The following is a 14054-nucleotide window of genomic DNA, read 5'->3' on the forward strand; positions in this document are numbered from 1 at the left end:
ATGAAATACGTTGACGAATTCCGCGATCCCGCCGCTGCGAAGAAGCTGCTCGCACGCATTGAACGCGAGGCCACCAAGCTGGAAAAGCCCATCGCACTGATGGAAGTCTGTGGCGGGCACACGCACACCATTTACCGCTACGGCTTGGAAAACCTCCTACCCGAAAACATCGAGCTGATCCACGGACCCGGCTGCCCCGTCTGCGTCATCCCCATGGGTCGCGTCGACGATGCCATTTGGCTGGCACAGCAGGAAGACGTCATTTTCACGACCTTCGGCGACATGATGCGCGTGCCGGGGTCCGAAACGTCGCTGATGCAGGCACGTGCGCGCGGCGCCGATGTGCGCTTTGTCTACTCGCCTCTCGACGCGCTGAAGATCGCCACCGATAACCCCGATAAGCAGGTCGTTTTCTTCGCCGTTGGGTTTGAGACAACTGCCCCGTCGACTGCCGTGACCATTGAGGCCGCGCGCCGGCAGGGAGTGGAAAACTTCTCCGTATTTTCCAACCACGTACTCATCGAGCCGCCACTGCGCGCCATCGTCAACGGCGGCGAAACCAAGGTCGATGGTTTCATCGGCCCAGGTCACGTGGCTACAACCACCGGCACGGACGCCTTTGAGTTCCTGCCGCGCGAGTTTAATCTGCCAGTGGCGGTCACCGGTTTTGAGCCATTGGATGTGCTCCAGGCCGTCGTCATGCTGCTGGATCAATTCGTCAGCGGCGACGTTGCTGCCGGTAAGTCGCGGGTGGACAACCAGTACGCGCGCGTCGTTCGCTCCTCCGGCAACACCACCGCGCAGAAACTTATGGACCGCGTCTTTTCCCTCCGCGACACCTTCGAGTGGCGTGGCCTCGGCTGGATTGAAAACTCCGGCCTCGGCATCTCTGAGGAATACGCGGCATTCGACGCCGAGCGCCGTTTCCAGGTGCCGGGGCGCCGTATCCCAGATCCCGTGACCTGCGAATGCGGCTCTGTGCTCACCGGCCACATCAAGCCCTGGCAGTGCGCGGTCTTCGGCACCGCCTGCACCCCGGCGACCCCCATCGGCACCTGCATGGTCTCCCCCGAAGGCGCTTGTGCGGCGTACTACAACTTCGGCCGCATCGATCGGAAGGTCACCGAGAACCTGGCGAAATCCCGCCGCTAGTTACTCCGTAATTCCCGCACGCGCGAGCGCTGCCACCGCCTGCTTTACGACGGGCGCGTCAATCATCTCGCCATCGAGCTGAAAGGCGCCAGTGTGCGTACCTGCGTGATCGACAATCTTCCGGGCGCGGGCGAGCGTTGCTTCCGACGGCTTATATGCCTTGCGCACCGGCGGCACCATCGCCGGGTGGATGCAGGCCGTAGCCAGGAAACCACAGCCCACGGCATCGAGAGCCTCTAGGTACTGGCCGCGCTCATCGCGAAAGTCAGTATGAACGGCATCAATGGCGGCAATACCCGCCGCAGCTGCATGCACCTGAACGAGTGCACGAGCCAATCGCTGCGGATCGCGGTAGTGGCGACGAGGGTTTTCATCCACACTCTGGCGCGAGGACACGCCACCGAGTTCGGCGGTCAGGTCTTCGGCGCCCCAGAACAGACCCACAACGTCCGGGTGCATGGCAATCTGCTGGATATTAATCATGGCCTGCGGGGTTTCAATCATCGCGATGATCTTCAACCCTTCGAGCTCTGCGGGGATGGAGTCTCGAATCTTGGGCACCATGACGATGTCGTAGTCACATGTACGGGCAAAGGCGACATCCTCCGCGAAGGTCGGAGTCCCGGGACCGGTGATCCGAAGAATAGTCGTCTCCGGGTCGAGCGGATTGTTGATGATGTTCGCACGTGCCTGCTCGTGATTGTCAACGGCAGCGCCGTCTTCCAGGTCAATGATGACCATGTCCGATCGTTCAGCAGCTTTCTGGAAACGTTCCGGACGGTCAGCCGGGGCGAAGAGTAGCGCCGGGCCAGAGGGAAGCCAAGGGAAGGTCTGTTCACCATCGAGGGAGCTAAAGCCTGTCATAGCTCCTAACCTAATTGAAAACTCGAATCACCTTCGCGCAGGGGCTCCCCCAGGAGACAACAAAACCCGCGTTGTGGCATCCATAGAGGGGAAACCACAACGCGGGCTTGCTGAGTTTTCAGCCTTTGGCGATTAGTCGCGGTACAGCAGCAGCGCATCGCCCTGACCGCCGCCACCGCACAGGGACACACCAGCGCGACCCGAACCGCGACGGTTCAGCTCCATCGCAGCGGTCAGAGTCAGGCGGGCACCAGAGCAGCCAATCGGATGGCCGAGGGCAATCGCGCCACCGTGGATGTTGGTCTTCTCCAGCGGGTAGTCCAGCTCACGCAGGGACTTGACGGCCACCGCACCAAATGCCTCGTTGATCTCGATGAAGTCGAGCTCCTGCGCGTCCCACTCAGCGCGACGCAGGGCCTCCTTCAAAGAGTCCGCAGGCTGAGCGTGCAGGGAGTTATCCGGACCTGCGGTCTGGCCAGCCTTGCCCACAACTGCGAGGTAGTCCAGGCCGTGCTTTTCTGCGTAAGCACGCGATGCCAGCACAACTGCTGCGGCACCGTCGGAAATCGGCGAGGAGTTACCGGCAGTGATGGTGCCGTTTTCCTTCAGGAAGACCGGACGCAGCTTAGCCAGGGTCTCCACCGTGGCCTCTGGGCGAATGCCCTGGTCGGTGTCGACAACTACCGGGTCACCCTTGCGCTGCGGAATCTCGATTGGAGCGATTTCCTGCGCGAAAATACCGTCTTCCTGCGCCTTAGCCGCACGCTGGTGAGAAGCGGCCGCAACCTCGTCCTGCTGCTCGCGGCTAATGCCGAGGTCGCTGTTCGGACCGTCGGTAAGCGTACCCATGGACACACCATCGAAGGAGTCGACCAGACCGTCGCGCTCCAAGGTGTCCTCCAGCTTCAGCGCACCGAAGGACTTGCCCTGACGAACACCGCGTGCAACGTGCGGAGCGTGCGTCATGGACTCCTGACCACCTGCAACAACGACGTCTGCATCACCGAGACGAATCAAGCGAGCGGCGTGAATGACAGCGTTTAGGCCCGAGAGGCAGACCTTGTTAACGATCTCAGCAGTCGTATTCCATGGCAGACCTGCCTTAATGGCGACCTGTCGAGCCGGGTTCTGGCCAGCACCTGCGAGAATCACCTGGCCCAGAACGACGTGCTGAACCTCTTCCGGGGCAACGCCGGAACGCTGGACAGCGTGCTTGACAGCATGAGCGCCAAGTTCGACGGAAGTAAGCGGTGCCAGCTGACCGAGCAGCTTGCCCTGCGGGGTGCGGGCACCAGCGAGGATAACGACATCATTCGGGCTGGGAGCTGGAAGGTTACTCATGGATGGATTCTCCTAAGTCAAAACTGATGAGTGTGGACTGACCATGATTGCTGCGTATTTAATTCTCGAGGTCAACCACGTATGCGGCTTCGGTGTTGGCCTCGATATCTGCCAGCGTCACCCCAGGTGCCAGCCTGCGTAGCACCAGGTGATCATCAGCGACATCGAAGCTTCCCAGGTTGCTAATAATCCTTTTCACTACTTTTGCACCTGTGAGGGGCAGTTCGCAGGCTTTTACCAATTTTGGTTTGCCATCTTTGGAAACATGATCGGTCAAAACCACCACTCGAGGGGTACCGGCGACCAAGTCCATCGCACCGCCCATGCCCTTGACCATCTTTCCCGGAATCATCCAATTGGCCAGGTCACCGCACTGGCTCACCTCCATCGCACCCAACACGGCCATTTTCACGGCACCGCCGCGAATCATGCCGAAACTGGTGGCGGAGTCGAAGATTGCCGCGCCCGGCACCAATGTCACGGTCTGCTTCCCCGCATTGATGAGGTCAGCATCCTCTTCGCCTTCATATGGGAAGGCACCCATTCCCAGAATTCCGTTTTCACTCTGCAGCAGAACGCGCACGCCTTCGGGAATATGGTTTGCCACCAGTGTCGGAATGCCGATACCCAGATTCACATAGTCGCCATCGCGCAGCTCTTCAGCGGCTTGCTGTGCCATCTCGTCACGGCTCCAGCCCTTGTCCATAATTGTCTTCGCAGGTGCCATTTAAATCTCCTCCCCTGCTGCCGCGTCACCGGCATCGTGGCTGGAATCGGTATTGCGTGGCCGAGTTGTGCGCTTTTCAATGAGCTTCTCGCGTCCGTCACCGCGAACGATGTGCTGGATATACACACCCGGAGTCATCACCAGATCCGGGTCGATCTCGCCGCGGCCAAGCAAGTACTCCACCTCTGCAACGGTCACCTTGCCGGATGCTGCGCACAGCGGGTTGAAGTTCTGCGCGGTCCGGCGATAGACAAGGTTGCCGTCAATATCGCCGTGGTAGGCGTGCACCAGGCCGATGTCGGCAACGATGCCACGCTCCTGCACGTAGGTCTGTCCGTCGAAGTCGGCGTGGGGCTTGCCCTCTGCAACGAGCGTACCGACGCCGGTTGCGGTGTAGAATGCGGGAATACCTGCGCCACCTGCGCGAAGACGCTCTGCCAGAGTGCCCTGAGGGGTGAACTCCACCTCGATTTCTCCTTCGAGGTACTGGCGAGCAAACTCCTTGTTCTCGCCGACGTAGGAGGCCACTACCTTTGCCACCTGCTTGTTCTCCAGCAGAATGCCGAGCCCAGTACCGTCAATGCCCATGTTGTTGGACACGATGGTGAGGTCTTTTGCCCCGGAGTCGCGCACGCCCTCGATGAGGGTATATGGCACACCACACAGGCCAAAGCCGCCAACTGCCAGGGTCATTCCATCAGTGACGAGGCCTGCGACAAGCTCGCGACCGGTCTGATCAGTTGTTTTTGACATTGTTCTACACCCAGCCCAGGATTCGCGGAGCCATCTCACGCATCTCAACCTTGCGAACCTTGCCCGACGCGGTCATCGGGAACTCCTCGACGACGTGAACGTAGCGCGGAATCTTGTGACGCGACAGCTTGCCGTGGGCAAACGCCGCCACATCCTCGGCGGTGAGGTCTTCCACATCGTCGTGCAGAATTACCCATGCCATGATTTCTTCGCCATACTTGTCATCCGGCACGCCGATGACCTGTGCATCGACAACAGCCGGGTGGGTGAACAGGAACTCTTCAATCTCACGCGGGTAGATGTTCTCACCACCGCGGATGAGCATGTCCTTGATACGTCCGGTGATGGACAGGTAGCCCTCGTCGTCAAGCACGCCCAGGTCGCCGGTGTGCATCCAGCCGTCGGCATCGATGGCCTCGGCGGTCTTTTCCGGGTGCTCCCAGTACTCCTTCATAACGGAGTATCCACGGACGACAACCTCGCCCTGTTCGCCTCGTGGTAGGGTCTCGCCGGTTTCTTCACAGATGATGCGGGCTTCCAGGTGCGGCATGATCTGCCCGACGGTGTTGACGCGCTTTTCCAGCGGGGAATCCGCGCGGGTCTGGAAGGACACCGGCGAAGTCTCGGTCATGCCGTAACAGATGGCAATCTCACGCATATTGAGCTTGTCCATCACATCACGCATGGTCTTCGACGGGCACGAGGTACCTGCCATCACACCTGTGCGCAGCAGCGACAGGTCGTAAGGGGAGCCGTATTCCTCCTGGTCGTGGGCTTCTTCAAGCTCATTGATGAACATCGTCGGCACGCCGTAGAGGCTGGTGGCCTTAGCCGAGTGCACAGCCTTGAGCGTTTCACGCGCCTTAAACGACGGAGCCGGAATGACAATAGCGGCACCGTGGGTGAAGGCGGCGAAGGTGCCAATCACCATGCCGAAGGTGTGGAAGAACGGCACCGGCACACAGATGCGGTCGGCCTCGGTGTAGCCCAACAGCTCACCGATGAAGTAACCATTGTTCAGCAGGTTGCGGTGCGTCAGGGTAGCGCCCTTGGGAAAGCCTGTCGTGCCCGACGTGAACTGGATGTTGATCGGATCATCCGGCTTCAGCTGGGAGGTGTACTCGCTCAGGTCATCGATTTCGCTGTGCATGTGCTCGTACCACTCGGAGGAGCCAAAGTAGATGACCTTATCGAGGCGCACACCGCGCTGCTTGGAGGCCTCGATCAGCATGGTTCGGTAATCGGAGTCCTTGTAGCGGCGGGCGGCAAACACCATACGCACACCTGCCTTTTCCAACACGTAGTTCAGCTCGTGCTGGCGGTAAGCCGGGTTGATGTTAACCAGCACCAGGCCGATGTGGTGGCACGCGTACTGCACCACGGTCCACTCCCAGCGGTTGGTGGACCAAATGCCGATACGATCTCCTGGACGGTAGCCCTCACGGATGAAAGCGCTGGCCAGACGCAGAACTCGGTTGTAGAAACGCTCAAAGGTAAAGGAGACATCCGCGTAGACGTCAACGACGGCGTCGCGGGACGGGAATTTCTCCACAATCGCACGCAGGTTCTCACCGAGAGTCTCATCGCGAAGTGGAGCGGCACCTTGCTCGACACCGGCGCCGAACACGTGGCTCATCTTGTTGCCATCGGCATCGACAACATCCTTGCCGTATGGTGCCGGCACAGTGGTGAAGCCCTCCGGCAGCTTCGAAGGATCAGCAGTGCGCTGTTCTGCGTGGTTCTTCAATGTCGCGGTCATGGGGAGATCTCCTTGGTTTAAGTGACTCCGCATAGTGCGGAGTGTGTGAGGGGAAATGTGTTCTTTAGGGGGGGATAAATCAGTGGTAGTTACCGGCCGTGGGACTAACCGGTTACAGCGGCTCGCCGAGCAATGGCTTCTGCTTGACGGAAGAGCGGCGCATCCACCATCTGGCCGTCAAAACTGAAGGCACCGGTGTTCTTTTCCGCTTCCGCCAAGAGCCGACGCGCCCAGTCAATCTCCTCGTCGCTGGGGCGATAAGCCTGGCGGATTGTCGGGACCTGACCTGGGTGGATACAGACGGTGGCAGCGAATCCCAACGCAGCGGCATCGGCTGCCTCCGCAGCTAGCCCATCCGCGTCGGAGATATTGACGTAGATGGAATCCAGACTGGCCTTACCGTGCGCCGCTGCCGCCAGGTGAACGTGGCTGCGGGTATGTGCCGCCACACTGCGGTAGCTGCCCGCATGGATACGGCCCGGCGCGAGTGCAGCCTCTGCTTCGCTAAAGCGTGATGACGTTCCCGCCAAGCCCGCCACCAGGTCCTCTGCGCCCCAGAACAGCGCAACGACGCCATCGGCCTGCGCCAGCTCTTCGGCGCGCATGACCCCAAGCGGAGTTTCGATGAGGGCAATGATCTGGGTCTTCTCCCCCAGTGCCGCTACCAACTCATCCACTTGCTGCGCCGAGGAGGCCTTGGGCAGCATCACCTGGCGGAAAGCGGTGCCACGCAGCATGTCAATATCCGCTGCGTAGTCCTCAACCTCCGGTGGATTGACACGCACAATGGTGCGGGCCGGATCGAGGTCACAGGAGACGATAGCCTCGCGGGCAGCCTCACGGTTTTCAGCGCGACAGCCGTCCTCCAGGTCCAGGATCACCATGTCGGCACGGTCAGCAGCTTTAGCGAACCGTTCCGGCCGGTCGGCTGGCGCAAACAGAATTGCAGGGCCCAGCGGCTGCCAGGAGTTATGCGTAGACATGGGTCACTCACTTCCCCGCTGAAGCTGCGTTCTCGGAGCCGTCGTCAAGCGAAATCGGTGCGCATTGGACGAGCGTGGAACGGACTGCGCGGCAGACGACGGTGCCGTCCTGGTTGCGTCCGATGTGCTCGAGCTCGACAATGCCCTGGTTGGGGCGGGACTTGGACAGGCGTTTGTTACGGCAGACGGTCTCTGCGTACAGGGTGTCGCCGTGGAACATCGGTGCGGGAAACGCCACTTCGGTAAAGCCGAGGTTGGCGACGATGGTGCCGAGCGTGAGCTGCCCGACAGACAGCCCGACAACCGTCGACAGCGTCCACATCGAATTGACCAGGCGCTCGCCTCCGAATCCCGGCTGCTGGCTCGACCAGTGCGCATCCAGATGCAATGGCTGGGTGTTCATGGTCAGCGTCGTGAAGAGGACGTCATCGGTTTCAGTGACGGTTCGCCCCGGACGGTGCAGGTAACGCGCGCCAACCTCGTACTCTTCGAACCACAGTCCGCGCTGCACGACGTCGCGGGTGACGTCGGTTGCGTTGTTGTCAGCCATTTTTACAGCCCCAATCCACGCGCGATCAGCATGAGCTGCACTTCTGTGGTGCCCTCGCCGATCTCCAGGATCTTGGAGTCGCGGTAGTGGCGTGCCACGCGGTACTCGTTCATGAATCCGTAGCCGCCGAAAATCTGCGTCGCGTCGCGCGCGTTGTCCATCGCAGCCTCGGAGGCAATCATCTTGGCGATGTACGCTTCACGACGGAACTCTGCGCCCGCGGCCATCTTTGCGGCTGCGTCGTACCACGCCATCCGTGCGGCATGCGCACGCGCTTCCATTCGTGCGATCTTGAAGGAAACGGCCTGGTACTCACCAATCGCACGGCCCATGGAGTGGCGCTCCTTGGCGTAGCGAACCGACTCATCAACACAACCCTGCGCAGCACCGGTGGCAAGCGCTGCGATTGCGACACGCCCCTCGGCCAAGATGGACAGGAAGTTAGCGAAGCCGCGACCACGGGTGCCCAGCAGGTTCTCCTGCGGGACGCGAACATCGGTGAAGGTCAGTGGGTGGGTGTCGGAGGCATTCCAACCGACCTTGTCGTAAGCCGGTTCCGCGACAAAGCCCTCCGTGCCACTCGGCACGATGATGGTAGAAATCTCCTTCTTGCCATCTTCCTTCTGGCCGGTGACTGCGGTGACAGTAACCAGCGAAGTAATATCCGTGCCGGAGTTGGTGATGAACTGCTTGGCGCCGTTGATGACGAAATCATCGCCGTCTTCACGGGCTGTGGTGCGGGTGGCGCCGGCGTCGGAACCTGCATCCGGCTCGGTGAGACCAAAGCCAGCGAGCTTCTTACCAGCAGTCAGCTCGGGCAGGTAGGTCTCCTTCTGCCTGTCATTGCCGAAGTGGAAGATTGGCATGGCGCCCAAACCAACGCCGGCTTCCAGGGTGATAGCGACCGACTGATCGACTTTAGCCAGCTCCTCCAGGGCGATACCGAAGGACAGGTAGTCACCGCCCATGCCACCGACTTCCTCGGGGAATGGCAGACCGAACAGGCCCATTTCGCCCATCTGCGAGACAACCTCGTACGGGAAAGTGTGGTTGCGGTCGTGCTCGGCGGAAACCGGGTCGACAACTTCGTTGGCAAATTCGCGAACTACTTTCTGCAGTTCCACGTATTCGTCGTCGAGGATGGCGGTTGCAATCTTGGTGCTTTCGGACATGATGAGTGCTCCTTAAAAGATTTTGTAGGTGTGGGACTTGATTGGCGTTAGACCTGGTTGGTGCGTTTCGTGTGGGTTTTTATTCCTCGGCTTCGGCCACAGTGATGACCGCCAGTTGCTGGTCACCGGTGACCTGATCGCCCGGCGCGACGGTGAAGCTGACCTCACCCGCAATTTCAGCGGTGAGAGTGTGCTCCATCTTCATGGCCTCCATGACCAACAGAGCATCACCAACTTCGACGCGGGTTCCCTCCTCCACCGCCAACGCGATAATCGCGCCGGGCATCGGAGCTTGGATGACTCCCGAGCCTCCGGCATCGGCTTCGGCTCCGGTGGTGACTACCTCGGTGCGAGGCAGCACCCACGTGCCGTGAGCGCCGGCGACGACGTATTCTTCATGGTTCGCAGCCCCCGCATTGTCGATGGTCTCGACCAGGAAGTGCTGTGCGACACCGTCGCGGACGATGCGCAGATGTTCCCCATCCCGATAGACCGAAACCTTGTAGTTTCGCGGTTCTGGAACGTCGATCTCTTCGTTCTCCGCCTCGGCGGACAGGCCCGCGACCACATCACCGACGATGACGTCGGCGCTCGACGGCGTGCCCACAATCGAGATCAGACGCGAGTCCTCCCCCGTTCCGAAGCGGATGCGCTGCGCGGCAGGGGTACTGGCGCGCCAGCCGTCCGGGGTCAGCCACGGCGAGTCGGTGGCCTCTTCAAAGCGAGAAGTCAGCCAGTCCATCGCAGCGGCGAGGTAGACATCGTCCGGTGTTTCGGAGGTGGCGAAGCCTTCCGCCACACGGTCGAGCAGACCGGTATCAAGATCGCCGACGCGAACCTCGGGGACGTTCAGCAGGTAGCGACAAAAGTCGATATTGACACCGACACCTGCGACAACGGTGTCTCCGAGCGCCCGGTCCAGCCGCTCGCGCGCCTGCTCACGGTTTTCCCCATGGGAGATGATCTTCATCAACATCGGGTCATAGAGGGATGAGACCTCGGAACCGTCGACAATGCCGGAATCCACCCGGATTCCCGCCCCACTCGGCTCGACGACACGTGTGACCGTGCCACCGGTGGGCAAGAATCCCGCCGCTGGGTCTTCGGCATACACGCGAGCTTCAATCGAGTGACCGGTGAGAGTTACATCTTCCTGAGCAACCGGCAGTGGTCGTCCCGAGGCAATGTCAACCTGCAGTGCCACCAGATCCAGGCCGGTGACCTGCTCAGTTACTGGATGCTCGACCTGGAGGCGCGTGTTCATCTCCATGAAGAAGAACGACGACGGGTCCTTCGCCGGCACAATAAACTCCACCGTGCCCGCGCCGACATAGCCGACCGAGCGGGCCGCGTCGCAGGCCGCTTCACCGATTGCGCTGCGCGTTTCCTCATCCAGCAGGGGGCTCGGCGCTTCCTCGATGACCTTCTGATGGCGTCGTTGCAGCGAGCACTCACGCTCGCCCAGGTGGATCACATTGCCGTGTTTGTCTGCGAGGATCTGTACCTCGATATGCCGCGGGGTGTCGACGAAGTGCTCGATGAACAGGGAGTCATCGCCGAAGGCACCCGCCGCTTCACGACGAGCCGTTGCGAGCGCTGCCGGCAGGTCAGCAGCGTTTTCCACGCGGTGCATACCCTTACCGCCACCGCCTGCCGATGGCTTAATCAGAACTGGGAAGCCAATCGATGGGGCTGCCTCAATGAGGTCCTCGTCGCTAAGCCCTGGGCGAGACAGACCCGGCACGGTGGGAACATCGCGGGCTTCGACGGCAGCGCGGGCGGAGATTTTGTCACCCATGGTGTTGATGGCGCTGGCCGGTGGGCCGATGAATTCAATACCTGCTTCCTCACAGGCGGTCGCGAAGTCAGCGTTTTCAGAGAGAAAGCCGTAACCGGGGTGGATTCCGTCCGCGTCGCAGCGGCGAGCGGCATCGATAATCTTGTCGATGACCAGGTAGGACTCGCGTGCCGGAGATGGGCCAATGTGGATGGCCATATCCGCCATGCGTACGTGAGGGGCGTCGGCATCGGCATCCGAGTAGACCGCGACGGAGCGAATTCCGTTGTCACGAAGGGTTCGGATAATGCGGCAGGCAATCTCCCCACGGTTTGCGACCAATACGGTACTCAGGCTGCCGCCAGCTGCGTGGGGCTGCGTGTTGTGCGCTGTCATGTGCCCTGTGTTTCCTTTCAGAAAATGCGGTGTCGAGAGTTTTTAGCTGGTTACTACATGCGGAAGACGCCGAAGCCCCGTTCATCCAGGGGTGCACCACTTGCCACGTCGAGGGCCATGCCAAGAATTCGGCGGGTATCTGCGGGGTCGATGACACCGTCATCCCACAGGCGAGCCGATGAGTAATAGCAGTGCGACTGACGCTCAAACTGCTCGCGAATCGGAGTTTCAAACTCCTCCTGCTCTTCCTGCGACCAGCTCTCACCTGAGCGTTCAATCTGGTTGCGACGAACCGTCGAAAGCGTCATCGCCGCCTGTGGACCGCCCATGACGGAAATGCGAGCATTCGGCCACATCCAAAGGAAGCGCGGCGAATATGCGCGACCGCACATGGAGTAGTTGCCGGCGCCGAAGGCGCCACCGATGACTACAGTGAACTTGGGCACGCGGGTGGTAGCCACGGCGTTGACCATCTTGGCGCCGTGCTTTGCAATACCGCCGGCCTCGTATTCGCGACCAACCATGAAGCCCGTGGTGTTCTGCAGGAATACCAGTGGGATGCCGCGCTGATCACACAGCTCGATGAAGTGCGCGCCCTTCTGTGCAGATTCCGCGAAGAGAATGCCGTTGTTGGCGATAATGCCGACGCGGTGCCCGTGAATGCGGGCAAAAGTAGTGACCAGGGTCGTACCAAATTCGGCCTTGAACTCCTGGTATTGGCCTCCATCCACAATAATTTCAATGACCTCGTGAACGTCGTAAGGCACTTTGGCATCGACGGGGACGACATCGTAAAGATCGGTCTGGTTGCGAGTCGGCGCGACGGTGGGCTCTGTGTCCCACGGAACTTCCGGGTCCTTGGGGAGCGTTGCGACGATATCGCGGACACGACGCAGTGCGTCGGCATCGTTAACTGCGAGATGGTCAGTAACGCCGGAGGTCTTGGAGTGCAGTTCGCCGCCACCGAGTTCCTCTGGTGTGACATCTTCACCAGTTGCAGCCTTAACCAGTGGTGGGCCTGCCAGGAAGATGGTGCCCTGGTTTTTCACAATGACCGCTTCATCGCTCATCGCCGGCACGTATGCGCCCCCGGCGGTACAGGATCCCATCACGGCGGCAATCTGCGGAATCCCGCGAGCGGAGAGGTTGGCCTGGTTGTAGAAAATGCGACCGAAATGATCGCGATCAGGGAAAACTTCATCCTGGTTGAGAAGCATGGCCCCGCCGGAGTCGACCAGGTAAATGCACGGCAAGTGGTTAAGGCTGGCAATCTCCTGTGCGCGCAGGTGCTTCTTGACAGTCAACGGGTAGTACGTTCCGCCGGAAACGGTTGCGTCATTGGCTACAACCAGGCAGCGACGACCTTCGATGATGCCAATGCCGGCGATGACGCCAGCAGCCGGAACCTTGCCGCCATACATTTCGTGGGCCGCTAGAGGTGCGACCTCAAGGAAAGGGCTGCCGGGGTCAAGCAGTTGGTTGATGCGCTGACGTGGCAGCAGCTTACCGCGGGAAATATGGCGAGCACGGGCACGTTCGGAACCACCGCGTGCTGTCGTGCTGAGCAACTCTTTGAGCTCTGCGACGAGCTCTTCGTGGCGCTGTCGGTTGGTCAATGCTGGGGCGTGAGTCATGGGCGAAATACTTTCCGTTAATGACTATTAACTTTCTTGACGGAAAGGTTAATGTGACCACAGTCACTTCACAACAAGTTTTGTTTCCTAGGTCATACTTTTACCCCCGGATGCCTTTCAGACAGCTTGAAGTACACACCCCTCCCTGAGGTCACAACATGTTTCCAATAGAGATTTAAGTTTGTCCTAGAAATCTGTTTCGGGGGTAAATTCACTTGGATAAGACCGACCGCTCCACACAATAAAACCGCCTGACCTCACACTGCTGAGCACAGTGAGGCCAGACGGCACAAGAATAAATACGGATTATTGGTTGTTAATGCCCAGCGCAGCAAGGGCCATCTCAAAGGCATTATCCCTTGTCGCCTCGGGACCCGCCCATTTGAGCACATGTCTGGAAGAGTTAATCAACCCAGCGGTGAGCTGGACTTTAAGCTGCGCCTCGTCGGAGGTGAGTTCGGGCTGTAGTTCACGCAGAGCGTCCACCCATAAGACCATGTAAAGACGCTGCAAGGAACGCACTTTTGCGCTCTGCTCTGGCGCTAGATTTCCCCCTTCGCGCTCTTGGACGCGAATACGATCGGGCTCCGTGACGGCAAAATGCACGTGATGCGAAAGGAGTCCCCGAAGCGTCTCCTCTGGACCCCAATCATTGCTCTTTGCTCGATCGAGAACTGCTCGCGCACCATCGACAAGCCGGATAGAAATATCGATGAGGATCTGCGCCAACAACTCTTCCTTGCCGCTGAAGTAGCGGTAAAGAGCTGGGCCAGAAATGCCGACAGCGGAGCCAACATCCTCCAACCGAGTCTGATGAAACCCCCGGTCGGCCAGGATCGCAGCAGCAGCGGAGAGAATCTCTGCTTCTCGACGCCGTCGCGCTTCGGTTCTACGTGACATAAGCCCTTATGTTAAACGCATTGAAGCCATTTCGTCTGCATAATTC

At 60.0% G+C, this 14054-nt stretch carries 12 protein-coding genes; 1 reads left to right on the forward strand and 11 read right to left on the reverse strand.

The annotated features are described in order from the left end of the window. Complete coding sequence (gene hypD / locus HMPREF2820_RS06790; protein ID WP_049193290.1) at window positions 1–1152, forward strand: hydrogenase formation protein HypD; 1152 nt, start codon at window positions 1–3, stop codon at window positions 1150–1152. Here hypD and HMPREF2820_RS06795 read toward each other — a convergent pair whose 3' ends face one another. The 11 genes from HMPREF2820_RS06795 to HMPREF2820_RS06845 all read right to left on the reverse strand — a co-directional run bounded on the left by HMPREF2820_RS06795 (window position 1153) and on the right by HMPREF2820_RS06845 (window position 14008). Continuing rightward, entirely contained in the window at window positions 1153–2016 is an 864-nt protein-coding gene (locus tag HMPREF2820_RS06795) for an HpcH/HpaI aldolase/citrate lyase family protein (RefSeq protein WP_070603473.1), read from the reverse strand. Between the two features lie 132 nt (window positions 2017–2148). Further along, the gene (locus HMPREF2820_RS06800; protein ID WP_049190271.1) at window positions 2149–3357 is read right to left on the reverse strand and encodes an acetyl-CoA C-acetyltransferase; all 1209 of its coding nucleotides are present in this window, start codon (window positions 3355–3357) and stop codon (window positions 2149–2151) included. A gap of 58 nt (window positions 3358–3415) precedes the next feature. Further along, window positions 3416–4084 carry a CoA transferase subunit B gene (locus tag HMPREF2820_RS11045; RefSeq protein ID WP_005509864.1) on the reverse strand — a complete coding sequence of 223 codons (669 nt, stop codon included), beginning with the start codon at window positions 4082–4084 and terminating at the stop codon, window positions 3416–3418. Then, window positions 4085–4837 carry a CoA transferase subunit A gene (locus HMPREF2820_RS11050; protein WP_016422175.1) on the reverse strand — a complete coding sequence of 251 codons (753 nt, stop codon included), beginning with the start codon at window positions 4835–4837 and terminating at the stop codon, window positions 4085–4087. It lies immediately after the preceding gene. Window positions 4838–4841: 4 nt separating this feature from the next. Further along, window positions 4842–6596, reverse strand: coding sequence for an AMP-binding protein (locus tag HMPREF2820_RS06815; protein WP_016422174.1), 1755 nt, complete (start codon window positions 6594–6596; stop codon window positions 4842–4844). Window positions 6597–6700: 104 nt separating this feature from the next. Further along, window positions 6701–7579: an HpcH/HpaI aldolase/citrate lyase family protein gene (locus tag HMPREF2820_RS06820; protein WP_070603476.1), complete on the reverse strand. Its 879-nt coding sequence runs from the start codon at window positions 7577–7579 to the stop codon at window positions 6701–6703. A 7-nt stretch (window positions 7580–7586) separates the two neighbouring features. Continuing rightward, window positions 7587–8129 carry a MaoC family dehydratase gene (locus HMPREF2820_RS06825; RefSeq protein WP_070603479.1) on the reverse strand — a complete coding sequence of 181 codons (543 nt, stop codon included), beginning with the start codon at window positions 8127–8129 and terminating at the stop codon, window positions 7587–7589. A 2-nt stretch (window positions 8130–8131) separates the two neighbouring features. After that, complete coding sequence (locus tag HMPREF2820_RS06830) at window positions 8132–9301, reverse strand: acyl-CoA dehydrogenase family protein (protein ID WP_070603481.1); 1170 nt, start codon at window positions 9299–9301, stop codon at window positions 8132–8134. A 79-nt stretch (window positions 9302–9380) separates the two neighbouring features. After that, the gene (locus HMPREF2820_RS06835; RefSeq protein ID WP_070438505.1) at window positions 9381–11474 is read right to left on the reverse strand and encodes an acetyl-CoA carboxylase biotin carboxylase subunit; all 2094 of its coding nucleotides are present in this window, start codon (window positions 11472–11474) and stop codon (window positions 9381–9383) included. Window positions 11475–11527: 53 nt separating this feature from the next. Then, window positions 11528–13108 carry a carboxyl transferase domain-containing protein gene (locus HMPREF2820_RS06840; RefSeq protein ID WP_070603483.1) on the reverse strand — a complete coding sequence of 527 codons (1581 nt, stop codon included), beginning with the start codon at window positions 13106–13108 and terminating at the stop codon, window positions 11528–11530. Window positions 13109–13414: 306 nt separating this feature from the next. Beyond that, window positions 13415–14008 (reverse strand): TetR/AcrR family transcriptional regulator, encoded by a 594-nt coding sequence (locus tag HMPREF2820_RS06845; protein ID WP_070603485.1) that lies wholly within the window; start codon window positions 14006–14008, stop codon window positions 13415–13417. Window positions 14009–14054: the final 46 nt, after the last annotated feature.

Origin of the sequence: Corynebacterium sp. HMSC064E08 (assembly GCF_001811805.1) — a bacterium.
In the GTDB taxonomy this organism is placed as follows: domain Bacteria; phylum Actinomycetota; class Actinomycetes; order Mycobacteriales; family Mycobacteriaceae; genus Corynebacterium; species Corynebacterium jeikeium_D.

Bases quoted from the DNA above. Each gene is read 5' to 3' on its own strand.
- HMPREF2820_RS06815 (WP_016422174.1), bottom strand. From the start codon at position 6,596: ATGACCGCGACATTGAAGAACCACGCAGAACAGCGCACTGCTGATCCT.
- HMPREF2820_RS06840 (WP_070603483.1), bottom strand. From the start codon at position 13,108: ATGACTCACGCCCCAGCATTGACCAACCGACAGCGCCACGAAGAGCTC.
- HMPREF2820_RS06835 (WP_070438505.1), bottom strand. From the start codon at position 11,474: ATGACAGCGCACAACACGCAGCCCCACGCAGCTGGCGGCAGCCTGAGT.
- hypD (WP_049193290.1), top strand. From the start codon at position 1: ATGAAATACGTTGACGAATTCCGCGATCCCGCCGCTGCGAAGAAGCTG.
- HMPREF2820_RS06830 (WP_070603481.1), bottom strand. From the start codon at position 9,301: ATGTCCGAAAGCACCAAGATTGCAACCGCCATCCTCGACGACGAATAC.
- HMPREF2820_RS06820 (WP_070603476.1), bottom strand. From the start codon at position 7,579: ATGTCTACGCATAACTCCTGGCAGCCGCTGGGCCCTGCAATTCTGTTT.
- HMPREF2820_RS06845 (WP_070603485.1), bottom strand. From the start codon at position 14,008: ATGTCACGTAGAACCGAAGCGCGACGGCGTCGAGAAGCAGAGATTCTC.
- HMPREF2820_RS11045 (WP_005509864.1), bottom strand. From the start codon at position 4,084: ATGGCACCTGCGAAGACAATTATGGACAAGGGCTGGAGCCGTGACGAG.
- HMPREF2820_RS06795 (WP_070603473.1), bottom strand. From the start codon at position 2,016: ATGACAGGCTTTAGCTCCCTCGATGGTGAACAGACCTTCCCTTGGCTT.
- HMPREF2820_RS06800 (WP_049190271.1), bottom strand. From the start codon at position 3,357: ATGAGTAACCTTCCAGCTCCCAGCCCGAATGATGTCGTTATCCTCGCT.
- HMPREF2820_RS11050 (WP_016422175.1), bottom strand. From the start codon at position 4,837: ATGTCAAAAACAACTGATCAGACCGGTCGCGAGCTTGTCGCAGGCCTC.
- HMPREF2820_RS06825 (WP_070603479.1), bottom strand. From the start codon at position 8,129: ATGGCTGACAACAACGCAACCGACGTCACCCGCGACGTCGTGCAGCGC.